This is a genomic window from Serratia sp. NCCP-200 (assembly GCF_059697885.1).
Window position 1 is genome coordinate 654,632 of the sequence record NZ_BAAKUJ010000001.1, and the last position, 25,390, is coordinate 680,021.

At 48.6% G+C, this 25,390-nt stretch carries 24 protein-coding genes and 3 pseudogenes; 15 read left to right on the top strand and 12 right to left on the bottom strand.

Annotated elements, in window-relative coordinates:
• Positions 1 to 6 precede the first annotated feature (6 nt).
• The 10 genes from AC6HVW_RS03045 to AC6HVW_RS03090 all read left to right on the top strand — a co-directional run bounded on the left by AC6HVW_RS03045 (position 7) and on the right by AC6HVW_RS03090 (position 10,348).
• On the top strand, positions 7 to 759 hold the full coding sequence (locus AC6HVW_RS03045; RefSeq protein WP_071681079.1) for a fimbria/pilus periplasmic chaperone: 753 nt from the start codon (positions 7 to 9) through the stop codon (positions 757 to 759).
• A gap of 49 nt (positions 760 to 808) precedes the next feature.
• Complete coding sequence (locus AC6HVW_RS03050) at positions 809 to 3,328, top strand: fimbria/pilus outer membrane usher protein (protein WP_071681139.1); 2,520 nt, start codon at positions 809 to 811, stop codon at positions 3,326 to 3,328.
• A gap of 36 nt (positions 3,329 to 3,364) precedes the next feature.
• Entirely contained in the window at positions 3,365 to 3,817 is a 453-nt protein-coding gene (gene afaD / locus AC6HVW_RS03055; RefSeq protein WP_071681078.1) for an AfaD family invasin, read from the top strand.
• Positions 3,818 to 4,616: 799 nt separating this feature from the next.
• On the top strand, positions 4,617 to 5,201 hold the full coding sequence (locus tag AC6HVW_RS03060; RefSeq protein WP_071681076.1) for a hypothetical protein: 585 nt from the start codon (positions 4,617 to 4,619) through the stop codon (positions 5,199 to 5,201).
• A 13-nt stretch (positions 5,202 to 5,214) separates the two neighbouring features.
• Positions 5,215 to 5,760: a hypothetical protein gene (locus tag AC6HVW_RS03065; protein WP_071681075.1), complete on the top strand. Its 546-nt coding sequence runs from the start codon at positions 5,215 to 5,217 to the stop codon at positions 5,758 to 5,760.
• A 423-nt stretch (positions 5,761 to 6,183) separates the two neighbouring features.
• Positions 6,184 to 6,726 (top strand): hypothetical protein, encoded by a 543-nt coding sequence (locus tag AC6HVW_RS03070; RefSeq protein ID WP_137751176.1) that lies wholly within the window; start codon positions 6,184 to 6,186, stop codon positions 6,724 to 6,726.
• A gap of 16 nt (positions 6,727 to 6,742) precedes the next feature.
• The gene (locus tag AC6HVW_RS03075) at positions 6,743 to 7,240 is read left to right on the top strand and encodes a hypothetical protein (protein ID WP_071681073.1); all 498 of its coding nucleotides are present in this window, start codon (positions 6,743 to 6,745) and stop codon (positions 7,238 to 7,240) included.
• Between the two features lie 235 nt (positions 7,241 to 7,475).
• A complete protein-coding gene (locus AC6HVW_RS03080; protein ID WP_137751175.1) occupies positions 7,476 to 8,054 on the top strand; it encodes a hypothetical protein in 579 nt (192 codons plus the stop codon).
• A 201-nt stretch (positions 8,055 to 8,255) separates the two neighbouring features.
• Positions 8,256 to 8,690 carry a YuaE family lipoprotein gene (locus tag AC6HVW_RS03085; RefSeq protein ID WP_071681071.1) on the top strand — a complete coding sequence of 145 codons (435 nt, stop codon included), beginning with the start codon at positions 8,256 to 8,258 and terminating at the stop codon, positions 8,688 to 8,690.
• Positions 8,687 to 10,348, top strand: a complete 1,662-nt coding sequence (locus tag AC6HVW_RS03090) for an FKBP-type peptidyl-prolyl cis-trans isomerase N-terminal domain-containing protein (RefSeq protein ID WP_071681070.1) — start codon at positions 8,687 to 8,689, stop codon at positions 10,346 to 10,348. The genes AC6HVW_RS03085 and AC6HVW_RS03090 overlap by 4 nt, the downstream gene beginning before the upstream one ends.
• Positions 10,349 to 10,541: 193 nt before the next feature.
• On the opposite strand, the pseudogene AC6HVW_RS03095 reads toward AC6HVW_RS03090, so the two are convergent.
• Positions 10,542 to 10,643 (bottom strand): annotated as a pseudogene (locus tag AC6HVW_RS03095) (tail fiber assembly protein); the annotation flags it as partial.
• A 632-nt stretch (positions 10,644 to 11,275) separates the two neighbouring features.
• Between AC6HVW_RS03095 and tssB the strand changes: the two are divergent.
• The 3 genes and pseudogenes from tssB to AC6HVW_RS03110 all read left to right on the top strand — a co-directional run bounded on the left by tssB (position 11,276) and on the right by AC6HVW_RS03110 (position 12,217).
• Positions 11,276 to 11,774 (top strand): annotated as a pseudogene (gene tssB, locus AC6HVW_RS03100) (type VI secretion system contractile sheath small subunit).
• Positions 11,775 to 11,803: 29 nt separating this feature from the next.
• Positions 11,804 to 12,082, top strand: coding sequence for a hypothetical protein (locus tag AC6HVW_RS03105; protein ID WP_071681069.1), 279 nt, complete (start codon positions 11,804 to 11,806; stop codon positions 12,080 to 12,082).
• Positions 12,083 to 12,217: a type VI secretion system contractile sheath domain-containing protein gene (locus AC6HVW_RS03110; protein ID WP_081366989.1), complete on the top strand. Its 135-nt coding sequence runs from the start codon at positions 12,083 to 12,085 to the stop codon at positions 12,215 to 12,217. It abuts the gene before it with no gap.
• 131 nt (positions 12,218 to 12,348) lie between these two features.
• On the opposite strand, the gene AC6HVW_RS03115 is transcribed toward AC6HVW_RS03110, so the two are convergent.
• The 7 genes and pseudogenes from AC6HVW_RS03115 to AC6HVW_RS03145 form a co-directional block, all read right to left on the bottom strand.
• Positions 12,349 to 13,046, bottom strand: a protein-coding gene (locus AC6HVW_RS03115) for an IS1 family transposase (RefSeq protein ID WP_254698854.1) whose coding sequence is annotated in 2 segments (ribosomal slippage) — positions 12,349 to 12,785 and positions 12,785 to 13,046 — 699 coding nt in all. Because the reading frame shifts where the segments join, the coding sequence is not laid out codon by codon here.
• Between the two features lie 144 nt (positions 13,047 to 13,190).
• Positions 13,191 to 13,871 (bottom strand): MarC family NAAT transporter, encoded by a 681-nt coding sequence (locus AC6HVW_RS03120; protein WP_071681066.1) that lies wholly within the window; start codon positions 13,869 to 13,871, stop codon positions 13,191 to 13,193.
• A 537-nt stretch (positions 13,872 to 14,408) separates the two neighbouring features.
• A pseudogene (locus AC6HVW_RS03125) lies at positions 14,409 to 14,595 on the bottom strand (STAS domain-containing protein); the annotation flags it as partial.
• 238 nt (positions 14,596 to 14,833) lie between these two features.
• Positions 14,834 to 16,036: a tyrosine-type recombinase/integrase gene (locus tag AC6HVW_RS03130; protein ID WP_186486654.1), complete on the bottom strand. Its 1,203-nt coding sequence runs from the start codon at positions 16,034 to 16,036 to the stop codon at positions 14,834 to 14,836.
• Between the two features lie 283 nt (positions 16,037 to 16,319).
• Positions 16,320 to 17,195 carry a LysR family transcriptional regulator gene (locus AC6HVW_RS03135; protein WP_071681064.1) on the bottom strand — a complete coding sequence of 292 codons (876 nt, stop codon included), beginning with the start codon at positions 17,193 to 17,195 and terminating at the stop codon, positions 16,320 to 16,322.
• Between the two features lie 58 nt (positions 17,196 to 17,253).
• Complete coding sequence (locus AC6HVW_RS03140; protein WP_021805950.1) at positions 17,254 to 17,961, bottom strand: MgtC/SapB family protein; 708 nt, start codon at positions 17,959 to 17,961, stop codon at positions 17,254 to 17,256.
• Between the two features lie 149 nt (positions 17,962 to 18,110).
• Positions 18,111 to 18,896 (bottom strand): ABC transporter ATP-binding protein, encoded by a 786-nt coding sequence (locus AC6HVW_RS03145; RefSeq protein ID WP_254698853.1) that lies wholly within the window; start codon positions 18,894 to 18,896, stop codon positions 18,111 to 18,113.
• 490 nt (positions 18,897 to 19,386) lie between these two features.
• Between AC6HVW_RS03145 and AC6HVW_RS03150 the strand changes: the two genes are divergently transcribed.
• Positions 19,387 to 19,725 (top strand): hypothetical protein, encoded by a 339-nt coding sequence (locus AC6HVW_RS03150; protein ID WP_137751173.1) that lies wholly within the window; start codon positions 19,387 to 19,389, stop codon positions 19,723 to 19,725.
• Here AC6HVW_RS03150 and AC6HVW_RS03155 read toward each other — a convergent pair.
• From AC6HVW_RS03155 to AC6HVW_RS03165, 3 genes are read right to left on the bottom strand one after another with little or no spacing between them, the layout of a single operon-like run.
• Positions 19,678 to 20,766: a porin gene (locus AC6HVW_RS03155; protein WP_302647483.1), complete on the bottom strand. Its 1,089-nt coding sequence runs from the start codon at positions 20,764 to 20,766 to the stop codon at positions 19,678 to 19,680. The genes AC6HVW_RS03150 and AC6HVW_RS03155 overlap by 48 nt on opposite strands.
• Positions 20,767 to 20,800: 34 nt before the next feature.
• On the bottom strand, positions 20,801 to 21,592 hold the full coding sequence (locus AC6HVW_RS03160; RefSeq protein ID WP_071681061.1) for an ABC transporter ATP-binding protein: 792 nt from the start codon (positions 21,590 to 21,592) through the stop codon (positions 20,801 to 20,803).
• A gap of 14 nt (positions 21,593 to 21,606) precedes the next feature.
• A complete protein-coding gene (locus AC6HVW_RS03165; RefSeq protein ID WP_217497033.1) occupies positions 21,607 to 23,133 on the bottom strand; it encodes an ABC transporter permease subunit in 1,527 nt (508 codons plus the stop codon).
• A 1,060-nt stretch (positions 23,134 to 24,193) separates the two neighbouring features.
• Here AC6HVW_RS03165 and gspS point away from each other — a divergent pair.
• Entirely contained in the window at positions 24,194 to 24,586 is a 393-nt protein-coding gene (gspS, locus tag AC6HVW_RS03170) for a type II secretion system pilot lipoprotein GspS (protein ID WP_222436345.1), read from the top strand.
• 49 nt (positions 24,587 to 24,635) lie between these two features.
• On the opposite strand, the gene gspB is transcribed toward gspS, so the two are convergent.
• Entirely contained in the window at positions 24,636 to 25,193 is a 558-nt protein-coding gene (gene gspB / locus AC6HVW_RS03175) for a type II secretion system assembly factor GspB (protein ID WP_071681058.1), read from the bottom strand.
• Positions 25,194 to 25,390: the final 197 nt, after the last annotated feature.

Here is a 25,390-nt window from a genome sequence, read left to right on the forward strand (position 1 = left end):
TGAGAAGTGAAACACACATTAAAAACACTGGTTATTTTAAGTGCGACGTCCCTGTGTGCAGGAAACGCACTGGCAGAGAAGCAGGAGATCAATACGACCACGCAATCCTTTGCGGTGAAGCTGGGGGCAACGCGCGTTATTTACAACCCTGCATCAAGCGGGGCGACCGTATCTATAGAGAACCCGCAAGACTATCCGATGTTGGTGCAATCAAAAGTGCTCGAAGAGGATAAAACAACGGCGTCCTCATTTGTCGTGACCCCGCCTTTGTTCCGTCTTGACGGTAAGCAGCAAAGTCGTGTGCGTGTTGTGCGTACCGGGGGGGAGATGCCTGCTGACAAAGAACAACTGAACTGGTTGTGCATTACAGGGATACCCCCGAAGGCTGACGATGCCTGGGCGCAGGACGGGAAGGGGAAAAAACCGGACCGGGTTTCTTTGAATGTACAGATGAGTATTTCCAGCTGCATAAAGCTACTGGTGCGTCCGTCTTCGGTCAAAGGCGAGCCTTCAGAAAGCGCCGGTTCAATGACGTGGAGCCATGAAGCTGGGAAGCTCGTTGCCAAAAACCCAACGCCGTTTTACCAGAGTTTGAATGAGCTGATGGTGGGAGGAAAACCGGTTAAAAATCTTGATTATGTGCCTCCGTTCGGGCAGCGAAGCTTTGAGATACCTGCGGGGGCGGCAGGAGAGGTCCAGTGGTCAGTGGTCACGGATTTTGGCGGGAAAAGTCGCGCGTTTACGGCCTCCCTGAAATAAATTGATGTCGCAGAGGACGTGTAGCGTGATGAAAAAGAGAGATCCTGCCGTGCGTTACTCGCGACTGGCAATGCTTGTGGGGGTTGCCTGCTTGTCAGGGGGGGCAGGTGCACGGACCTGGACATTCGACGGCTCTGCCTTAGGGCAGGGCGTAGATGCGTCTTTGTTTAATAACGGGGGGCAGCTACCCGGCACGTACCAGGTGGATATCCTGCTCAATGGCGAGCAGGTTGATGTACGTGACGTGGCATTCAGCCTAGGGAAAAATACGAACGGTGAGCCAACGCTTGAGCCTTGTCTGACTGTCGAACAGCTCTCACGCTATGGCATAAAGGTGGATGACTATCCCCATTTGCCTGGCAAAAATAAAGCGGCTGGCGATACCGCAGAGACCTGTGCCGTACTGTCTGCAATTCCACAGGCAACGGCTACCTTCGAATTCTATAGCCAGAAGCTGCAGCTGAGTATCCCGCAGGTTGCCCTGCGCCCGAAACTGAAAGGGATAGCACCGAGAGAAATGTGGGATGACGGTGTACCCGCGTTACTGCTCAACTACAGCGCTAACACCAGTCATACAGAATATCGCGGCGGCGGCGGCGGAAACGCTGACGACACCTATGTCCAGTTAAGCCCGGGCGCTAACCTGGGTGCCTGGAGACTAAGAAACCAAACAAACTGGCAAAGGATGAGTGGCCAGACTGGAAAATGGCAGACGGTTCAGACTTATGCAGAGCGTGGGCTGTATGACAGTAAGAGCCGGATCACTGTCGGGGAACGATTTACCCCTTCTGATATTTTTGACAGTGTGCCATTCAGAGGCGCGATGCTGGGGAGTGACGACAATATGGTGCCCTGGAATCAGCGAGAATTTGCCCCTGTAGTGCGTGGCATTGCGCGAACGCAGGCTCGGGTGGTGGTCATGCAGAATGGTTACACCCTTTACAATGCCACTGTGGCCCCAGGACCTTTTGCGCTGACGGATTTGTCTGTGCCTAACAGCGGTGGTGATTTGCAGGTAACAGTCTCAGAAACTGACGGTCAGACGCAGGTTTTTACCGTGCCTTATCAGACTCCGGCTATTGCATTGCGTGAAGGGTATATGACTTACAACATGATGGTCGGCCAGTATCGTCCGTCATTAGGTGGTGTGGATAAAGCCCTGGTCGGTCAGGCAACGGTGATGTACGGCTTGCCTTGGAACCTAACGGCTTACGGCGGTTTCCAGGGGGCTGAGCATTATCAGGCTACTTCGCTTGGCGGGGGGGTATCGATGGGCGACTGGGGGAGCTTGTCCCTGGATATGACTGAGTCACGCGGGCAGCGACGGAACCGCGACACGGAGCAAGGAAGAACATGGCGTCTGCGCTATTCCAAAGTCATTGATTCGACGAATACCACCTTTACGCTGGCAAGCTATCGCTATGCTTCCTCAGGGTATAACACACTGTCGGATGTGCTGGACAGTTACCGTACGGATAGCGGCCCAGATCAATGGTGGTATTACGATGATAATGAAAAACGTAAATCCAATACGTCGCTGACGGTAAATCAGTCTTTAGGACGTTGGGGGTATTTCAACCTCAGTGGTTCGCGGCAGGATTACTGGACTCGTCCAGGGCATGAAGATCAGTTCAGTGCAGGATATGGTGTGACGGTTCGGGATGCAACGTTCTCGCTTAACTGGTCACAGAACAAACAGGTTAACAACCAGGGCGATCATGTTACGGACCGGATCACCATGTTTTCGGTGAGTATGCCACTCGATCGTCTGCTTGGCGGGTCAACCTACGCGACCTACCAGATGACATCACCGTCCACAGGGCCAGATACCAATGAGTTAGGGCTGAGTGGTCAGGCATTTGAGCGTCAGCTGAACTGGAATGTTCGTCAGAGTTACACCAACGGGAACGAGGGCGGTGACAGTCATGCCAGTAGCCTGGATCTGAATTGGTACGGGCGCTATGGCGAAGTGGGCGGAAACTACCGTTACAGTCCGTCGATGCGACAAATGGGCGGCAGTATTGCTGGCGGTATCGTGGCCCATGGTGAAGGGGTGACGTTTGGTCAGCCGCTGAATGACACGATGGTACTGGTTGAGGCTCCGGGCGCATCCGGCGTCAGCGTGGATGGCTGGCCGGGGATAAAAACTGATTTCAGGGGGTACACCCTCGGGTCTAGTGTGACGCCGTATCAGGAAAATACGGTGAGCCTTGACCCGACAGAGCTTCCTGCTGATGCCGAAATCACCCAGACAGACATCCGGGTGGTGCCGACGCAGGGGGCAGTCATCGCTGCAAAATTCGCTACTCGGGTAGGGGGCAGAGCGATGATGACCCTGACACGGCCCGGTGGTGAAGTGGTTCCGTTTGGTGCACTGGCTACCCTGGACTCGCAGGGTATGGGAGCCGGTGTGGTCGGTGACAACAGTCAGGTGTATCTGACCGGTTTGCCGGAAAGCGGCAAGTTGACTGTGAAGTGGGGGGATGGGCAGCAGTGTCAGGTCAGCTACCACCTGCCTGCAGAGAAAGGCCCGGTAGGGGTGTATTCAATGAAGGAAATGTGCCGATGAATATGACCAATGAGAGCCTTGTCGTGGAGCGCATACATGTGTCTGACTGAAAAAAAATATATGGGCAGCCTTATGGGCATGCTACTGGTTTTTTTGCCGCTATCGATGGCCGGTGCAACGGAGGCCCCTAGAATCATCGTAAGGATGCACGAACAGGTGAATACAGGTCATGTTGCTGATGGAAAGCGTCTGGGGGAGGGGCGCATCAGTTTGCATGAGCTCCATACGGGTTTTCAGATATGGAGTGAGGCACCGAAATCGACGGAAAGGCCGGAGCGCTATGTTCTGACAGGCAGGCAGAGTGATGCGCATAAGTTAAGAGTCAGGCTGGAAGGGAATGACTGGGAGCCAGATACAAAGACCGGTGAAGGTCTAATTCTGAACACCGGAGATGACGCAGCCAGATTTTTCATTGTGGTGGATGGTGAACAGAAAATAGTGGCTGATAATTACCCAATTCAGATAACGGGAGTGGCGTTGACCCCCTGACCGGCATAATGAATGCAAACAGAATGCAAAAAATCACGAGCGACTTTTGCAGCTTTATGAGCAGCTTTTTCCAGGTGCTGGATATGATTTATCCCTCCTGGGTAGAGGGCCGACGTGGTCGCGTTAAGGCAGATATCGGGTAGGGGTCACACCAGTCAGTCTCCCCGTTGCGGCTATTGCTACAGATACAACAATGTGGACATTTAACGATGGGAAATAAAACAACGAACACGGCTGCGGTCTGCCTCCTTGCAAGTATGTGCACTATCGGCCCACTTCTCGGCGACAGCGCCTATGGAGCGACCACACCAAGCAGGACGGTGTCCTCCTCAATTAACGTCATTGAGTCTAGTGTATGTAGTGGATTCTTTTCGCCGGACTACGTCTCTGGTCATAACAAATTTGGCATGAATGAAGAAGTTGGGAAAGTACATATACAATGTACGGGTGTTGCGACGGCCGCTGTCTGGTTTCGTCATACCGGGCCGTTGTCGCGCTACGACGTCCAATTAAATGTCGGAAAAAGCGGTCGTTACCCTGGTGACGTGGACTGGCCTCTTGGCGATAGTTGCTATCCTTTCACCCTCTTCCTAGATCCGGACCAGGGAAATATTGTCACGCCTTCCTCTGTGGGGACGACCCCCGCAGGTAATGAGGATAAAATCATGGTCGCAACCACGCCGTCCAGCCAGGTGTCATTCAGCGTATGGGCAGCAGCAGCGAAACACAGTGAGGTCAGCACTTGCATTATTCCGCCCGGGATATACGTGTTTCCTTTGTATATTGGAACATACATACCATGAAGACAGAACAGACACAGGGCCTTCTCTTACGAGTGTATAAGACCGTAACCCACACCAAAGCTTATGTTCGGCACTCGCGGCAGCAGTATAGCGAACTCACACGAAATGCCATCATCGCATTTACGTGTCTGGTTATCAGTTCCCCCTTAATGGTTCGGGCAGCTGCTGACGGCGGTGTGGTTATCAATGAGTCGCTTGTGCAGGCTGCTATGACGGTGGAAGGCAGTGTTGAAATTTCTGGGGAAATAACCATGAAAACATCGACGACGGGAACACATCTCACAGACGGACAACCGATAGCTGACTACCACCTGACATCAGAGATGGGCAAGATAGCCGTGAAATGGGATGCCCGGAGAGTGATACAGTCTACGACTGACCCAGCACAGGCCACCCTGCGGCCTGCCAGTGGTGCCGGTATGATAAATGTGCGCATGATACCTGAGACCGGGAGCTGGAAAGAGGATGGCTGGCTGGTCTGCCCGTCCGCCCCCTGCAACGGACAGATTGCTGTGGTCGGTAATCAAGATACTGCGCCTGGGGATTATGTTGTCTCTCTGACGTACGCGAACTACTACTGAAGGATTGACTGAAATGATTAATCGTAAGGTGCTTTCAGATATAGCGTGGGTGATAACAATGTTCTGTCTGCTGGTATGGTGCGTCATGGCACGCGCGGAACAAGTGGCAGGAGAGCAGAAATTCATGAGTGATACATTTCGTGTTTCACAGTCTGGCGGTTGCTCAATTACCCCACCGGAACGTCTGGAACTGACACAGGAGGAGGCCACCTCCCCTGAGGGGAAGTATTTGGGCGATATAACCGTGGAATGTCCCGGTGCGGCAACCGGTTATCAGACTGCCCTGGCTGTATCAAAAGACCAAAATGGCCCCTATGATGCGACCACGTACAACCCTAGCGCTCTCGATGGCCTGGATGTATCGATAATCCCGGGGGGCTCCAGCAATCCCAACTGTAAACAGCTTGATATTCCGCCGGCTGGTGTGCAGGTGAACTGCTGGGTAACGAATCAGGTACTTGGAAACCATCATTTTCCGCTTGTCGTACATGCATCGGGAGGCGTCCCGGTATCCGGTACATATACTTTTTACCTGATTGGTACAGCTTATATGCCCTGAAACTCAGATTATGGGGTTTTAATAAGAGAATAAATACCACCAGTAATATGTCAATAAAGTAATTGAAGTTGTGGTGAGTGTGTTTTTATTCCATTCAGATGGATGGGGTTTGTGTGGTTGTTGTATATGCATTTATTTAATTAAGTGGAGGTTTTAATGTCTACAATACCTGTCGTTATTATTATGCTTTTGTCTGTGATAATCGTGTCTTTGCTGGCGATTGTTCATCACGTTAACGCCAGTGAGCAATATGGTGATAACCGTGGGAGTACTGACCCGCCTTATGGGTAGGGAGTGGATTGTTAATATCACAATGTATTAGCAATACGCAAAGAAATAGCAAGGAAATAAAGTTGTAATTTATCATTTTCAATCTGAAGTGATGAATTGCTATCGATGGATAAATTCCTGGAGGAATTAAATATGAATATGAAGAAAAATCTGATGTTGCTGCGCCCTGTCGCTGCCATCATTATGCTGGGGGTGGGGCTCTCTGGTGCTGCCCACGCTGTCGGTTTTGAAAATCCGGGTGACGCGAATGTGACGTTTACTGTAAACAAACCGACTGTCACTCTCATTAATTTTGCCAAGGGGAGCTCAGTATTTGAAGCGGGCCTCACGGCTAAAGACACACTCATTGGCACCGTGGACATCAGTAATACGACGGAAGGTCTCATTGGTGTGCAATGGGTAAATCCCATCCCTGGCACTAAGAACCCGGATACAACAATGATGACAGCAGATGATGGATCTGGGGTGGGCTTTACTGTTGTAATGAGAGGTGCAGACGGCAAGGCAATGGATGTATTTAATTTAAATGGTACGAACGGACAAAAGATGCTGGGGAACAGCAGTGATCTGGCTGTAAAACATACTGATATTAAATTTAAAGTTTTAACATTAAATGAAGAAACTATTCCTGCTGGGAATTATTCAGCTGAAGTCATAGGTTCGAGTTACTATTAATAACAGGGTGATACTCATGAAGAAAAAAATATTGGTTTTATCATTTATAATGTTCTCCGCTTCTAGTATGGCGGCAACTGGAGTTTGGCATGACTCAGGATCCACTGAAGCAGAGGCTGAGTTTGCAGAGGCGACGAGCGTTAAGTTGGAATTAAATCATACAGCTCATCTGACCACGGATAAAGTGGGCAGGGATGAGGCGCTGGCAACATTAACCGCCACGAGTAAAACCCCTGGGCTGATTGGTTTTCAGTGGAAAATACCTGTAACAGATAAGGAAAATGCGACACTGCTCACTAATACTAACGATGGGAGCAGCGTGGAAGTTGAATTCAGTGACCAATCTAACCGGGCCTTAATGCCATCTACGCAGGATAATCATTGGTATGTCACCCAGGACGCGACGAATACCAGCACAAAGATTATTGTGCAGATTAGACCAACGGTGGATGATCAGGCAGTGACGCCTGGAAGTTACAATGGAATGCTGCAAGCAGCACGTTACGTCGAGTAAGTCAGAGTCATACAGGCCAGGGATGGCCTGTTGTTCAGTTCATTACTGTCAGTAATATACCCACCATACTTTAAACTGCTGGATGTCACCACGGCCATATGAATACATGACTATGGCGTGTTGTTGAGCAACCGGTATCGTAAAGTATACAGGTATAACAGAGTGTTGATTATTCTGGCAGATAAACCATTAAGCATGTTATTTAATTATGTATATAAGGTTGGAGGGGATAACTGTGCGGAACATTTTGCTTCCCGATTTTGTGAAGAATAAAATCAACATCGCTATATTTTTTATGGTATTCGCCTTCTCTTTTAACAGCTGTGCCAGTAGTGTTAACATGTATGACATACAAAAAATAGAAATCAATGTGAAGGCGTCGCCTAATTCTGCGTACTGGGCATGGCAAGGCGCAACGGAAAAATTTCCCGCCGGATATATTCAATCGGAGATTAACGCAGGAAAGATTGTTATCACCCTGGATTACCCCATTTCAGAATCACCCCTAGTGAAGATCCCCCTTGCCGTGTCATTTGCAGAGCGCCGGTCTGATACTGAGGCGAAGGGTGTCATGACGATGGTATCCGGCGAGTCTGTAGAAACATTAAATGTCTATCTTTCTCAGACAGCAAATTTTCCAGGCAGCCCTCTTCCCTGTAACACAGAAGAGGGCGAGGGAGTGATATGCCCTCTTACTTACGGATCCCGTCTGGATAACAGAACCTTCTCCGTGCCTCTGGTGATAGAAAGTGGACAACGGGCTACGGCGGGAAAATATACCACCAGAGTGAACGGGTATCTGTGGTTGGAGTAACTGGCCTGCGCAATAGGAGAATGTTACGTCTGATGAGGGGCGTTGTTGAATAAATCGAACTTTTAGGTGATAGACGGATCTGAGTGCTACAGTCGTTTCAACATCTGGCTCGCATATGACAACGCACTCAGACAACGTGGTTTCCTGACGGCTCGGTCTGTATCGGCATATCGATGACGTTTTTTTTGAAGGGAATTTTCAATGATTAGCAACCCAAAGAACCTTTGTTTAGGTGTATTATTGTGCAGTGGTTTGTTGCTGGCAGGCTGCCAGAATACAGCAAAGAAAGACGGACAGAATAAATCGCAGATGGCGGTGACCGTTGTGCCACCATCTCAACAGATCAGCGTAACACCCTCCCCAGCGCCAGAAGCAAAAACCAACAAGATTAGCTTGTGTCAGAGTGAGCTGGCGTCATTAAAGCAGGTTAATCCAAAGGCTTATGCGGTCAAGCAATCCCAATTTAGCCGCCTGGTAAACAATGCCTCCGTGTATGGCGCGGTACGTGGCAATATCAATATGACCACCAAAGATACCCTCGACGCATTGTACAAATATAAAACCAACCAACTGTGCGCCGACATTGAACATGATGTCCTGCAAAGCTTAATCCAAACTGGGGAAGGCGCGAAATGAAACGTAGGCTATATTGTGGTGCCTTGCTGACGTTGGCGTTGCCGCTGGGGGGGGTACAGGCGGAAGGGAACGGGGCTTCAGAAGCCAATGCACTAAGTTCGCTGGAGACGATTACCCGCCAGGTGGACGAGGCACCCGCGCTGTTGTTTTTGACGCCTTCGCAAATAGAGGCGGTAGAACCGGTAAAAAACCACAGTAAATCAGCCAGCAAATCTAACGCGTTTACGAAGTCGGCGGATGATGGAACCAGTGCGCGTGTTCGTGAAATGAAATCACAACAGGCCACCATCAACCAGCTAAGAGCTAAAATCAGCGGGCAGGAGGTTACTTTGGAGCAATTGCGCAAGGCGCAGTCTCAGCAGCAAACGACTGCCTCCGAACTTTTACGCTTGCAGCAAACGATAAAGCAAAGTCAGCAAGAAAACGCACAGTTGCAGCAGCAACCGGCGGCTCAGGCTAAGGAAAGCGAGCAACAGATGCAGCAGATGAAACGGTTGCAGCTAGATCAGCGCTCCTCCGGAGAATTGCAACAACAGCTCGGGATGCAATCCAAAGACAATGAACAGAAAGCCGAGCAGCTGAAGCAACTTCAGCAGGCTAGTGCCAAATTGCAAGATCAATTGACCGCACAAGCTAAAGACAGCGAGCAAAAAACGCAGCAATTGCAGCAACTGCAACAGACCTTGCAGGACAAGCAGCAGGCCAATGCTAAATTGCAGGAGCAACTGGCCGCACAGACCAAGAACAATGAAGAGAGAGTGCAGCAATTAGCACATCTGCAACAAAACCTGCAGTCGCAAGCCAATTTGCAAGAGCAGCTAGCGGCGCAAACCAAGGACAGCGAGCAAAAAGCTCAGCAGATCGCACAGTTGCAACAGGCTCAGCAAGAGAGCGGCAAGTTACGGGAGGAACTTACTGCGCAGATCAAAGATAACGATCAGAAATCGCAGGATCTCAAACAGCTCCAGCAAAAATTGGCGGATGTTGATAAACAGCAGGCGGCGAATGCTATAGCGCTCACCGATCCTAAAACGGATCAGGAGAAACGTGATTATGCGATTGGTACCGCACTGGGTGATGACATCCTGAGTTTACTTGACAGCAAAAAGTCGCAGGGTGTGGATGTGAATCACCGACGGGTGTTAGCTGGGGTATCAGATGTGATCAATGGCCAAAGCAAATTGGCCAAAGAGCAGATCGACAAAGCCCTGCATGAGAGTGAGCTGGAACTGGACAACCAGTATAAAAAGATTAAAGGCCGAAACGAACAGCACGGTAGCCTGTATATCGAGAAATTTAAAAAGCAGGCGCGGGTAATTAAGTCTCAGCAAGGTTTCTATTATCGCGTTGATTATGCTGGCGACAGCCCGATTGGTGAGGGTGAGATAGTGGCCGTGGTGGTGAAAGAAAGTCTGACGGACGGGAAAGTCATCAAGGATATGGAGCTGGCAGGCACCTCGATTTCTCAACCTCTGAGTGCCTATCCACCGCTGTTTCGTGAGGCTCTTGGTAAGTTGAAAAATCATGGCAGCATGACACTGGTGGTGCCACCGGCTTTGGCGTATGGCGATAAAGGAATGCTTCCTGATATCCCACCGGGCGCTACCATGGTCTACAATGTACGGATCCTGGACGTAAAACCAGTCTCAGCCCAGTAAACTTATCAGTGAACCTCAACCCCGCCAGGTTATCGGCGGTTTTTTTGCCTTTTGGGGGAGAACAACGGATGTATGGCAACACCCCTGCCAGGGTGTAGGAGAAAGCATATTCTCATATGTGATATGTGCAGACACTGAGCCCACGCGCGATTCTGATTTATTCGACAACGCCCGCCGTTTTTATCACCCCGGCTTATCCTGCCACACAATCTCCGGCGTATCCCTCTGGGTTAACCCGGTTCAGCAGTACGCTGTAGCGCACCCAGGCGTCGAGCTGGGCTTTCTCTTCGTCGGTGGCCTGTTGTGTTTCATGGGGGTTCCAGTGGCGCTATCACGCTGTCAGTTTCTCGCTGCCGTTGGTTTTTTTGTGTGGTAGCGTTGAGGCGTTCGATGTCAGGCGGCACCAGTTTATCGTCAACAATTATCCAGTAGAGATTACCCTGCAGGTTGTCGGGGGCTTCCGTCTTGGGGATTTCATAGACGGTCACTCCCGATAAAGCGGTGCCAATACCGCCGCCCTGGAAACACTTAATAAAGGGCTGATTGTGACAACGGGTTGAAGGGCTGGCAAATGCGTGCTGCGCATGGAGGCAACATTCCTGCTTGCCTTCCTGCCCTTACAACACACCTGGCCTGAACGCTGGTTATGCTTATTCATTAAATTTACATCTGGCATAACTGTGTTACAAAAAATGAGCACCTTTGTGAAAAAAACGTTCGTAGATTTTTCATCTTGATTAGCCAGTATTTTATTTCTGTGAACACGGTAAAAAGATGTCTGTTCTGCTTATGAATTTAATAAGCATGATCACTTTTGCTGTTGCAAGGGTTTTTAGTAGCACACTGTGAAAGGTCAGGGTGATGGCTCAACACGGTGGACTCACGGGTACTGGCTTGACCTTATTAACCCACAGAACAGGGATCGCTATGTCTAACTCTTTTCAGTCAGAAATACCGAAAGCGCGAATTAACTTGAAATTGGATGTTTTCACGGGCAGGGCGCAGAAGAGGGCTGAGCTCCCATTGAAAATTTTGCTGGCTGGCGACTTCAGTAATGGTCAGGAGACGGCACTGCTTTCAGAAAGGAATAAGGTTAATATCAATAAGCTGAACATGCAGAATGTGCTGGCAGAGCTCGCGCCTTCGACAATCTTTGACGTGAAGCATACAGACGGCGATGAAGAAACGGAAGAGAAGATAAATATGACTTTCCGCCACATGAAAGATTTTACCCCGGAACAGGTTGCACGCCAGGTGCCGCGACTGCAGGCGATGCTCACGATGCGCAATCTCCAGCGCGATCTGCGGGCTAATCTGCTGGATGACGCCAGTTTCCGCCGTGAACTGCTTAATATCCTGCGTGACCTCGCCCCTGAGCGACGAACTGCGTGCCGATATTTCCGCGCTGGCTCCTCAGAACGCCTGATCTTTCCCTTCCATATCACGAGATAAATCATGTCAGCAGAACAGAATACCGTCGCCACGACGGCTGAAGCCCGGGTGCAGAAACAGCCAGCAGGGGTCTATACCTCATTACTCAAAAAAATCAACCTGGCCCTTGTTGTCCAGCTCAGCGATATCAACGCCTGGCGGGATGAAGTCGATATGGCGGAAGCCGGTGCAAACCAGCGTGTAACGGCAGCGCTGGGCGTCTTTCTGGAGCGGTTATGCCAGTCGGGCACGCAAAAAGTAGATAAGCTGGATAAAGCCCTGCCGGATCTGATGATCGGCTAACTGGATCGTCAGCTCAGACAGGATCTGGATAAAATCTTGCACCATCCGGCGTTTCAGCGTGTTGAAAGTCTTTGGCATGGCGTAGAGCACCTGATCACACGCACGGACTTCAGAATAAATATAAAAGTCGAGTGACTCGATCTGTCGAAGGACGCATTACGGGAAGATTTTGAAGATGGGCCGAAGATTGGACAATATGTGGACGGAGAAGCGACATAATGAATGACAGTCTTTACTGGTATGCGATTATCGGTCGTGACGCAGATTTATTGATAGTGATGAATAGTAAAATACCAACCGATGATCTTTTCGTGCATTTCCTCTGACTTCGAAAAGCAAATTGTTCTGCGGGTCAGTCGTTTGATATGTGTGCGAAGATTAAGATTATGCCGTTCTATCCTTTGGGTATATTTCTTGCTCACCACGTGGCTGGTTGCGCTCAACAGGACCTTATAAACCGGCCAAGCATCCGTCATGTAAAAGGCAATATTAAATTTGCTTAACAGGGCCAGCAATCGTTGCAGAGTCGAGGCATTTCTCGGGCCGAAGACGTGAGCCAGAGCCCGTTTGCGGATACGGTCATAAGCGTAGAACAACCACCGGGGATTGGCTTTACACCGCACGTAAGACCACTGTTCATCGGCTTCACAGCAGATAACGACTTCTGCTTCGGCGTCGAGATTCTCAGCTACCTGTTTTGGCGAAATTTTTTTAAGTGCCGCAGAACAGTATTGAGGCTGATGCCGAGAACCCGTGCGGTAGCGCGACATCCAGAACCATTCATCGCCATATTAACAATGGTTTGGTGTGTGTCTGGTTTGGCACCGGAATAGCTAAAGTTGAGCTGAAAGGTCTTTGAGCAGAGCTTGCAGATGTAACGCTGGGCACCGGATGCTGAATGTCCGTTACATCGTACACCCTGGGTTTCATTGCACTGAGGGCAGACAACATCAACTTTTGCCATGAATTTTATCCAAAGTGCGGAGCATACGCGATCAGCAATTCTGCGTCACGACCCATATTTCTGGCATGCTGGTTGAGCTCATTTTTGGTTGCGCTGCTGACATCCCCTCACCAGGCTTATCACGTTGTAGAGCTGTATGCGGCGCTAGACCCCTGCATGGGTCGTCACGATTTCCAACACGCCGTTGATAATGAACTGAACCCCCATACAAACCAGTAAAAAGCCCATCAAGCGGGAGATGGCTTCAATGCCTCCCTTGCCGACAAGCCTCATAATTGTGCCGGAGCTGCGCAGGCACAGCCACAAAATCAGCGCTATGACAAAAAATATGATGACGGGTGCGACGAGCATAACCCAGTGCTCTAACCCGAAAGAATTCTTATAGAAACTGGATGCCGAGCTGATAATCATGGCAATGGTTCCTGGTCCGGCGGTGCTGGGCATCGCTAACGGAACAAATGCAATGTTAGTTTCATTGCGTACGTGCTTTTGGGCTTGGTTTTTCTCTATGACTACATCAATGCTATTTTGCTGGGGAAATAACATCCTGAAACCGATAAATGCCACGATAAGCCCACCGGCTATGCGCAGGCCGGGGATAGAGATACCAAAAGTATTCATTACCCATTGCCCGGCATAAAAAGCCACAGTCATGATGGCAAAGGTATATACGGCGGCCATATAGGACTGATGATTCCGTTCCTTGGTCGTCATATTGCCGGAGAGCCCGAGCAGCAGAACGACCGTAGTCAGCGGATTGGCCAATGGTAATAGCAACACCAATCCGACCCCAATAACCTGGGTTAACTGTAGCAAGGATGACATAAGAGGCCTCTCTAATGCAGTTGACATAGTCCCTGATGTTGGATGTTCTGGATCTTGTCAGGGGAAAAGGAAAACGTCTTTGATAATGGGGAAATCTGCCACCTCGGTGAAATCCCATTGCATAGACATAACATTCCACAATCTTCCGAACGGGTGCTGGGGGTTGTCAATGGGATGCTGCAATGCGAGTGAGTCGGATGCGTGATTTTTATACAGCGATGGGGGCGAAAATTATATTGAACACCTTAGAGTCATCAATGGCTTATTTTGGCCTCTGTGTACCGGGGCTCCCTGCATGATTTACCCGTTCTGAATCACGTTAACTGGTCATCTGTAGTAGCAAAGTGCACCTCACCGCACAATGTGCTCGCCTTCCGGCAACATCAACCTTGCGCAGAAATTCATCTCGGTCATGACCGTCAAAACCCACTTGACCTCGTCGAGGGTATCTTCACGCTGGGGCAATACCGAAAGACATCCCGGATAACGATATTCTTCTTGTTAGGTCTTATTGGCGTCTTAAGCCTGCGCAATCAGGGATATCCCACGGATCTCAACTTCCGTGCCTTCTCTGCGGAACTTAATGACCACTTTATCCAGAGCGCTGACGGATGTGATGTCCCAGAAATGGGCGTGTGAAACATCTATCACCACATGCTCAATGGCTTCGCGGAAATTAAATCGGTCTGCCGAGGCAAAAAACCTGGCCGGTAACGGTATAGGTTGTAATGGTCAAGTAAAACCATATTCCCAATAGAGTATCACTTTGCACTATTTTTAGCCTGTCAAGGCAAGCATCAAAGTAGGTACTGATGCAGATGAGAGATGTTGTATTGTTAAGATTAGGGAAGGCTGCAGGAGCATTTTGGGCGTTATTCAGAAGGATGGATGGTCAAAAAATGAATGATTCAGACGAAGCTAACGACACCATTCACCAATGATGTCGTTAGCTTGTTAAGTCCTCAGTGATGCGTGCCTAGCACAAAATCAGCCCAAGCCTCCATCATTGGCCGACGCTGTTCCAACAAGTCAGTACGATGATAAGCTGCTTCAACCTTGTTTTGCACGGTATGTGCTAATGCTCGCTCTGCCAAGTCCCGTGGATAACCTTGCTCACTGCACCAGTCCCGAAAGCTAGAGCGGAAACCGTGGGCTGTTGCCACACGCTCTGGTGTATCACTAGGGGCTTCGACGCGTCGCAAGAAAGAAGTTAACACCATATCAGACAGTAATGATTGGTTGCGGGGGGAGGGGAACACCAACTCGTCATTTAATCCTTGCATACCCTCCAGAATCTCAATGGCTCTCGGTACCAATGGAACACGGTGGATGATACCTGCTTTCATGCGTTCGGCAGGGATAGTCCATACAGCAGCTTTGAAATCAATTTCTGACCACTGAATTCCCCTAACCTCTCCCGAACGACACGCTGTCAGGATGAGCAACTCTAATAGCGAACGGGTTAAATCAAAACGTCTGGCATTGCGTAGATGCACAGCGACAAAGTTCGGGATATCTCGCCAAGGCATTGCGGGTTGATGCTCGGTTCGAATCGCTTTACTAGGCTGTTGTGGCAAAAGATGGGTAACAACATCGACAGGGTTTGCCACACAATGACCATGTGCCCACCCCCAGGCCATTACAGCATGCAAGCGTTGTTTAACTCGACTGGCTGTTTCTGGGATCGATAACCAGATAGGGCGTAAAACTTCAGCCATGTGTGCAGGTGTAATGGTATCCAATGGCAGCGAGCCGATAGATGGAAAGGCGTATTGCTCTAGAGTTGCTATCCACTGTTTCCCATGTTTGTCATTTTTCCAGCCGGGAAGTAGGTCAGTATGTACCTGGCGGGTGGCTATTTTGAATGTTGGAATAACCGGTTTGTCGGACTCTGCTTTCTTGGCCTCTAGCGGATCAATCCCATTAGTAAGTTGCTCACGCATGGCATGCGCTTGTTTGCCTGCTTCGGCGATACTGACTTCAGGATAACTGCCTAACCCTGCGTTGCGTCGCTTTTTGGTTGCCGGGCTAACATAACGCAAAACCCATTTACCGTGACCTTTACTGGCTGAAGGGTGTAGCGTCAGGCCGGTGATACCACCGTGCGGTAAGGGTTTATCATCCGGTTTAATGTTTCGGGCTTTGGTGTCAGTGAGTAGGGCCATCTGCGAAATCCTTGAGATGTCAGTATGCCATTGAGTATGCCATCAATGGTTGATTTAGGTTAGGGGTGGTTGTGCTGCGTTGATAGGGGAATTGGTTAACTAATTGTTTTATATTTATATTTTAGGCGGTATTACCTTTGGTTGTGCAATTGAAAAGCGGACTGTCCTTCCGCCAAATACAGACCCCAAGCTCGTAAGAGCTTGGGGTTTTTTGTTTTCAGATGGCCACCAGGTCTATACTTTCCAGGCGCTTGCACTACTTCGCCAGGTGTTTTGCGCACGTTCACATCGCCATCAGGATCTCGGTAAAATCGTTAGTGATAGACGATGTCATGGGCTCGTCACGTTTAATAATATAAAAGCATGCGCTGATATTGATATCTTCAGCAGATTTTTTCTTGAGGTTCAGCTGTGGGCTGTAATGCTCCACGACACGATCGCTTAATAGCGCGAGATAACCCTGTTGTTTCACTAGACACCAGGTGGCGAGGAAAGAGTCAGTTTCCACGACATTACCCTGCTGCGTGCACGGGAAAGAGGAGTCTTGCATCGCTAGACGGCCGGCAGTACAGGAATGCGGGACTACCCACTTTGTTTCGTCCAGCGGCAGTTCATCAGAGGACTGATTGTTCCCTTGATAAAGCGAAAACGTTTCACATTTGAAGTCCTGCGTTACCAGATCGACACAGTTAATCCCCTCGCTGAGGTTGCAGACCACCAGATCCAATTCGTTATTTCTCAACTTGGCAACCAACCCCTCGGGGCAACCCTCAATCACGATAATGCGGCTGTGTGGATAACGCTGATTAAAGATCTCAAGTGCGCCGGGGAGATAGCATAGCAGTGGGTAGGTGCTCATGCCTAAGCGCAAGAATTTCTCTCCGGTTTCTTTCAGTCCACGGAATTCATAAATGGTATTTCTTAACTCATTGGTGATAGCGTCAATGCGTTGAAAAAATGCTTCACCTACCGCAGTAAGCCGGACACCGCGGTTGCTGCGTTCCAAAAGACGCGAGCCAATATTTTCTTCAAGTTCTTTAATAATACGGCTGAGTGTCGGTTGTGAAATAGCCAGCTTTTTTGATGTTTCATGTAAGCTACCGCAGTAAATAATTTCTTTAAAAGTAGTCAGATGAGATAATTTCGGCATACTTTTCATAATCAGTCTCTTCATTCATATTTGAATTGGCGGTGCAAAAGGGGTCTGTATGACGTTTTTAACCAGAGCCACAAATTCTGCTGTAATAGGCCTGCTTCATCATGCTATCGCCAAGTAAAGTATTGACGGTTTTATCAAGTACCGTAGTAGTGACAGAGGCGGGCATGAGAGTTGCGGTGATTTCTACGTCATCATCGCCAAAAGGCTCAATATCCAGGTGCGAGATAAAGCAGTTTTCGGCTTGCATCACCTGTTTGAATTTGGCTAACGCTTCGCGTTGCTCGTGTTCAAATGCAATCACGCAGATCTGGTAGGTGGATTCACCGTTAACATCGCTGAAGGGTTGTTTGTTGACCATATTGACGATCGGGCGCAGCAGTGTATTGGCAGCCAGTACGTATAACGTAGCGGCCAGAGCATCTCCATATAATGCACAACCCGCGCAGGTACCGACGGCTGCCGATCCCCACAGCGTAGCCGCTGTGTTCAGACCGCGGATATTCATTCCTTCTTTCATGATTGCCCCGGCTCCGAGAAAACCGACGCCAGAAACCACATAAGAAATCACTCTTACCGCACCCCCACTGCCATCAATGGTCATGGCCAGATGGACAAAGATAGCTGCGCTGGTGGCAACAAGTGTATTGGTGCGTAACCCGGCAGTGCGTTGCCGGAACTGTCTTTCATAGCCAATAATTGCGCCAAGTAAAGATGCTGTTGATAGCGTTATTAATGTTTGAATAAAATGCATGATAAAAACCAACATGTTATCTGCTTATCATGAAACACCGATAAAAAGGTAGTCCTTGATAAACAGGTAGTTAAAATGGCAGACTTTTCATCTGCCAGTCAGCGATTAAAAATTGATATTATGCCTGGCAGACGCGGAGCAGTGGCGTTTATACAGGCCTGGCTTTAATAGACCGAAGTAGCAATTTGCTGGCTTAGCTCAGCGCTGATTTCTTCGATCAGGCTTTGCATTGAGCGTTTGTTCCGCTCCTCACGCCGTAGGGTGATTTCATAATTTCCAGTAACGGTACCGGGGTCTGAACCTAGCAAAATAATCCGATCTGACATCATTACGGCTTCTGTTATGCTGTGGGTTACTAAAATCATGGAGCGAGTTTTTATTTGCCGCGTCGACCAGATCTGCATTAGGTCGTTACGTAGATTTTCTCCGGTATAAATATCCAGGGAAGAGAAAGGTTCATCCAGTAACAGCAACGCAGGTTCGACGACGAGCGCACGGGCAAACCCCACCCGTTGGCGCATACCACCGGAAAGTTCTCGAGGGAAAGCATTGCGGTATTTTTCCAGACCAATCAGGTTCAGCATTTTTATCACCTGTTTGTCGATGGTGTCTTGGGAATAATGCTGTGCCTGCAATCCAAAGGCGATATTTTGATAAACGGTTAACCAAGGGAAAATAGCAAAGTTCTGGAAAACCATGTTGATTTGTGGGTTAGGGCCTGTGACTTTGTCCTCACCGAGCATGACATCCCCAAAATCAGGAGATATCAAACCTGAGATGATCCGCAGTAGGGTGGATTTGCCCGAACCGGATTTCCCTAATACGCTGATCACTTCATTGTCATAGACGTTGAGATCGATATCACTAAGGACCAAATGTGATTTTTGGGTCGTAGCTTGGAAGCTCTTACTCACGTTGCTGACAGTAAGTAATATTTTTTTCTTGGCCATCATATTTCCTTGGTTATCTTTTAAAAAATAAATAGGTGAATAGGATATGCCGCTGAGTTTTGCACAGAAACATCCAGACGTGAAAATATACACTAGAGAATGCCAGCGGTCTTATTGGTCTGATTAATAAGTTGAATTCTGGTTATTGAGAGATGCTGTCAGCTTAGGATCGCCTAGTATAAGGCGCTGAAGGAGGTGAGAATAAAGTGCAGCTGTAACGTGATGACGTCACATACGAATACTTTTCAGGACGCAGTAAAATGACTATTGCGCCTAAGCCTCCAGCAGGCTCAACAAACCAATGAATAACGAACCGTCGGTGTCCATAATTTTATCCTGTATCAAATCGGAGTCTCATAGTACCCACAAGGGTCAGGAAGCTCAATAACTGAGAGATGTTTTATAACTGCAAAATGTAATTTAATATTAATGGATATCGCAAGGGATGTTTAAACTAAACACAGCATCAACGAGATTGGAGTTTAAATGAGTGGTTGACTATAAACCCCGGAGCATTGGAAGTGAAACTAAAACGTTAAATGAAGGTAATGCAGTCAACGTGGTGATTTTTATCTTTGGCGTCGCTATGAAAAATACCCTAATTTCAGAGGGAAATGCCTATTGGCAATGTGGAATGGGGAAAGAAACGGCTAATATGATTGTATTCACTGTTTTTAACTTTCATTCATATGTCTTGCTTGCTAGCTTTTACCCATTCAAAAACGCTAAAAAGCCCAATGAGGTCAAACCTCATCAGGCATGGGTTTCAGCGCTTAACTTCTCAGAACTGGTACATAATCCCCGTTTCAACGACATCATCAGAACCTAAACCGGCTGCATTGTGTTTATCCAGCAGGTTCAGTTTGTACTCTACATAGGCTGACATATTGGCATTGAAGCTATAACCCAGCGCCATATCTATATACTTGACCAGATCGGTATCACCGATGCCAGGCAGGTCACGCCCACGTGACTGCAAATAGGCAAGAGAAGGGGTGATGCCAGAATCAAAGTGATACTGCGCCACGGCTTCGACGGCATCTGCCTTTGGTGCAAAGCCGGTGTAGTTGCCACCCTCTACGTAGGTCATGTTCTGAGTGCGGGTATAGTTTGCTGCCAGATAGAGGTTATCCCGATCGTACTTCAGGCCCAGAGTCCAGGCTCTGGCACGATCGCCATTGGCCAGACCAAAACTACGCTGTGCCTGTGTACGATCCGAATTGGCGTAGGCACCGCCAGCGCTTAGTCCCCAACCCATGTCGTAGGTCGTGGAGAAGGAATATCCGTCGCCGTTTTGTGTCTGCAGGTCTTGCGTGTGATGGGCGTCGTCCCCCCGATTCTTTCCCTGATATTGCATGCCAATATTCAGGCCATCAATAATCCCCCCCAAACCCTGATTATGATAGGTCAACATACCGTTGCCCCGACTGGTCATAAAGTTATCGGCAGCTTCATAACTGTCATTACCAAACTCGGGTAATACATCGGTCCAGCTTCCCACGTCATAGAGTAAACCGTAGTTGCGCCCATAGCTGATGCTGCCAAACGGGCCGAATTTCACCCCGGCAAAACCCAACCGCGTGTAGTTACCACTTTGCTCGCCGTTTTCCGCTCCGTTCAGCCCAATCTGATATTCCCATTGGCCGTATCCAATGATGTCATCATTAATTTGTGTTTCGCCTTTAAAGCCAAAGCGAGTGTAGGATTGATCGCCGCTGCTGCCAGCATTATTACTGAAATAATGAACACCATTAATCTGCCCATATAAATCCAATTTATTGCCGTCTTTATTTACGATTTCTGCAGCTAACGTGGTGCTGGCTACTGGCAATAGTAACCCCAATACAGCCAAGTGCATTATTTTTTTCATTTCAATAACCTGATGTTAATAAATACGTTGAAAGCTATGATGCTTTTTGTGATATCGCAATTCTCTTATACAAACGATCGCTGGTTTCATCAATAATGGCTGCCATATTCTGTCTGCCTCGTGATTCTCTTGGCCTGTCGATAACGATCTCATCGGTGATTTGCCGTTTATTGGCATCCATAATGACGACTCGGTCGGACATCATGACCGCTTCCTCTATGTCATGGCTCACCATGATGATGGCGCTGATATTATTTTTTTTGTTCGTCCAGATATTTATTAAATCCATCCGCAGTTTCTGTGCGGTAAAGATATCAAGAGAAGAAAAGGGCTCATCCAACAGCAAAACTTTGGGCTCCACGGCTAATGCTCGGGCAAAACCTACGCGCTGGCGCATACCACCGGAAAGTTGACGGGGCCAGGCTTTCTCATACCCATTCAGGCCAACCAGCGTGAGTAATGCTTTCAGCTTTTTGTCGATCAATTGCGGTGGCAAGTCTTGTGCGATCAGGCCAAAGGCGATGTTGTCATACACCGTGAGCCACGGATAAAGAGCATAAGACTGGAATACCATACTGATATCGGCATTGGGTCCTTCGATAGGTTTTCCTGCCAGCGATACCGTGCCGGTATCAGGGAAAATCAGGCCGGCAAATATGCGCATCAACGTTGATTTGCCAGAACCTGACTGCCCAAGGATCGTAACGAACTCCCCCTTGTGAACATTCAGATCCACGTCGCGCAGTACTTCCTTGGGGAGCTTGTTTTCTCCAATGAAGGCTTTGTTTACCTGCTTGGCGCTGAGTACCACTTCTTGAATAGTCATTTAATTTCCCTGCATTAATCATATTTGAATTTGGTTTCTGCAACGCGATACAGTGGCTGCCAGATAAAGATTACGCATAACGCCACCAGTGAGCACATGGCAGCACAGCCCAGCGCGGATTCCGGGTTTTTACCGGCATCGGTCACGACTGAAATAAAAGCGCCCAGCCCGGTAGTACTGATCGTGGTAGCTCCCCATTGAATGACTTCTGCTGCAATGGCGCTATTCCAGGCACCGCCTGCTGCAGAAATAATGCCGGTAACGATGTAAGGGAAAATCGCGGGCAGCATATAGTAACGCCACCATTTGAAACTCCGTAAACCGAAGGTTTCGCTGACTTCGGTGATATGTGATGGGATTGCCGTGACGCCGGCAATGACGTTAAACAACACATACCACTGCGTGCCGAGCATGATCATTGGAATCGCCCACCAGCCAAGATCCTGATGATAAACAGCGATAAAAGCGGCGATCAGAGGATAGAAAATATTGGGTGGGATAGCAGCCAGGATTTGAATGATCGGCTGGAAGAATTTCACCAGGCGTGGATTCATCCCTATCCAGACGCCGAGTGGGGTGAAAATCACGATACTGAGCACCATTGCAGCCACTACACGTGCAGTAGTCAGCAGCATCCATTCAGGCATCATGGCGAAGTATTGCTTTGGGAAATACTCCCACAGTTGATAACCAAACCAGGCACAGGCCATGACCACCGCGAGATACCAAGTGCTGCGCCACAGCCAGTTGGCTTTTGCGGTGATGCGAAACAGCTTATGCAAGCCAAGGCCGTACCAGATCTGTGGCAGCTTAAATAGCCATACATCAGCCAGCATGCGTAGGGCCGCTGACAACATTGATCCTAGATGGGAATAGCTCAGGCAGTTATAAAACCATGAGCTGCCTTCAGTTTTATTGGCGCTAACATCTTCGTATTTGAAACGGGAGGTATAGCGAACCAATGGTCGGAAAACCACTTGGTCGAGCACGATAATATTGGCCGCCAATGTGATCACGGCAAACAGAATAGCGTGCAGGTTTTGCTGCGCCAGCGCTTCGGCAATATAGGAACCGACACCAGGCAATGCCACTGATTTATCGTTGACCGGGATAGCCTCCGACGCCACCAGAGCGAACCATGCAGCCGATTGTGACACCATGGCATTCCACAATAACCCGGGTACGGAATAGATAAACTCTAACCGCCAGAAACGTTGCCATGGATTGTAGTTGAAACTGCGTGCGGCTTCATCCAGTTCACTTGGAACGATGCGCAGCGTCTGGTACAACGTTAGCATCATGTTCCATGCCTGGCCGGTAAATACCGCAAAGATAGCGGTACACTCCAGCCCCATCACACTGTGTGGGTACAGGCCAAGAAAATACACCGTGGTGAAGGTTAAAAAGCCCACCAAGGGTACTGATTCCATGAAGTTGACGAAAGGTAATATCACCCTGCGCAACGGCACGTAGCGTGCCGCCAGGACGGCAAAGACAATGGAGAATAACAATGACCAAATCATGCCGATTGCAAACCGCATTGTCGTTCTTAGTGAGTAATAGAAAAGATTCCAGGTATCCAGACTAATGGCACCCACGTTGTGTTCATCGAACGAGCCGTGCATGTCCCCCCAGGCACGGATAAGAAAGACGATGACCAATGATGCTATTACAAAAACAATAAGGTCATTTAGATAGTACTTTCTAGAAATAGATGTACTTCTGCTTTTTTGCATAATGCCAATCCCATAAATTTCTCAAAAAACCGGCGGGAACGTCAACCTGATAAAGCCGAGCGCCTCCGTTTTAAACGAACATATATAGCTTGAGATAAATTAATTTGCTGATTGTTACGCTGATGGTGAACGATGAATACTACAGGAACAGGCATGACAAGCCGGTATTATCAGATGCCAAGGCACATAGGCAGTGCCAGGACGTTGCTGATAAGCCGTTGATTGATTGTCTACATTCTGTTTATTTCAGAATGTAGCATGAACTACATTACTGAAATTTATCCAGTAGTACTAAGCTAAAACTAAAACTTCCATCGTCCATAAGGCCCCCGTGGTGAGAATAAAGCGGTGAGATAGTAATGCTTGAACATAATGAATAGCAAGTAGATGTGATGGTTTTCATTATTGTATGTGTAACAGGATGAAAATAGATTTTTTAAAAGATATATCCATAAATTAAAATGATGATGGCGACATTTTCAGATAGACAAGGACATCAAAAAATTGAAGCCTATATAGCTAGGATGAATGTTTCTTAAAGTGGAAAAATATAACTTTTTTACTTGAGTTACGCGTATTATTGATGATCCCGAGCTTCCAGGAAGTTCGGGGGAGGAGGGAGAACACCAACTCACCTTGTCATCCCCACATACCTTCCAAGATCTCAATGGTTCTTGGTTCCAACGGAACACGGTGCTTGTTGCGCGCAGTGCTCTACTTGTGTGGCGACGAGGTAAAATGCAAAGCACTGAAAATGAATCTGCAAGCGGGATCGCAATAAGGAAAACTTTTCTCTCTAGCAAGTGACAGTGCTGGGGGATTTGTTAAAATAGACCCACTTAATCAAGATAAGATTATTATTATCATGCAGTTAACTAAGATTTTTCGTCTTGTCCCTGTGTTGCTTTTGCTGGTGACGGCGGGTTGTCAGCAACCGCGTTCTTCTCTGCAAAAGGAGCCTGTCGCCCTTCATGAACAGGTAGAACAGCTGGCTTCAGTGATTGCCAGCACCAAGTATTTGAAATATAAGTGTAATCGTAGTGATTTACCCAGCGATGCGGTCATTGACAAGGTTGCCTACAAAGTCGCCAAACAACGAGGCTGGAATAGCGCTGGCTACGGGGCTTTGCCGCAGCGTAGTGAGGAAATTTATCAAAGCCTGATGAGAGACAACACGCCGGAACAAACCAAGTGCAGCAGCTTTAACAGCCTGTTGGTACCTTTTACCGACGAACTGCGTGCAGAAAAAAGCAGTTAGTGACCCCAACTTGGTGTCCTGTGCCCAGTGTACGGGCTAGTGGTAAGGTTTATTCTGACTCTTCAGCGGTGCTTTCGCTATCCACCTTGCCGCCCGGCCAATCCTCTAATGCGTCAAGTGTGAATACCTCGCCATTGAAGTTAAAGATGGTCACGTCCTGTTGTATTTGCTCAATCGTAAGGTTGGGGGCAGGGCTGTCTCCTTCCTGATAACGCTGACCGTTCAGCGTGATGCTGCGTTTGTCATCTTCCGATGCGTAAACGTGCGCGCTGTATCTTAAAGGGGCTAATTCATCACTGGCTAAGGAGGGGGGGACTTTGTTATCTGATCCCACTTGTTGCGTTGGTTTATTTTCATCATGCGCAGTTTCTCTATCAGCGTTGGTGACCGTATGCCTGGGCATCTCCATTTTTACCACGGCAGAGGGGGCAACTTGATGAGTCAACGCGGGGGCGGCGAAAGCTTCGTTGTTACGCCAGTGCTGTCCGGAAAACCAGCCTATCGCTATTAACAGCAATGCATACACTGGCAGCAGATAGCGGGGAATAAACAGCCCCTTGGCGGGGTGAACGCTGGCTTCTAGCTCTACTTTCGATTTATTGTCCACATCCCTGAACCTTTAATAAACGCTGATTTCTACAGCCAGAGGTTGTTTATTGGCGTGTCGCCAACGCTTGAGCAAAGCCAAAGTATCAAGGGTATATCCTGCCCGAAAACTCGGGTCAATAGCATTGTACTTTTATTCGGGAGTGATGTGACTCAGTGGGTGTAACCTCTCGTTTCGGGCCACCTGATGGTGGCCCG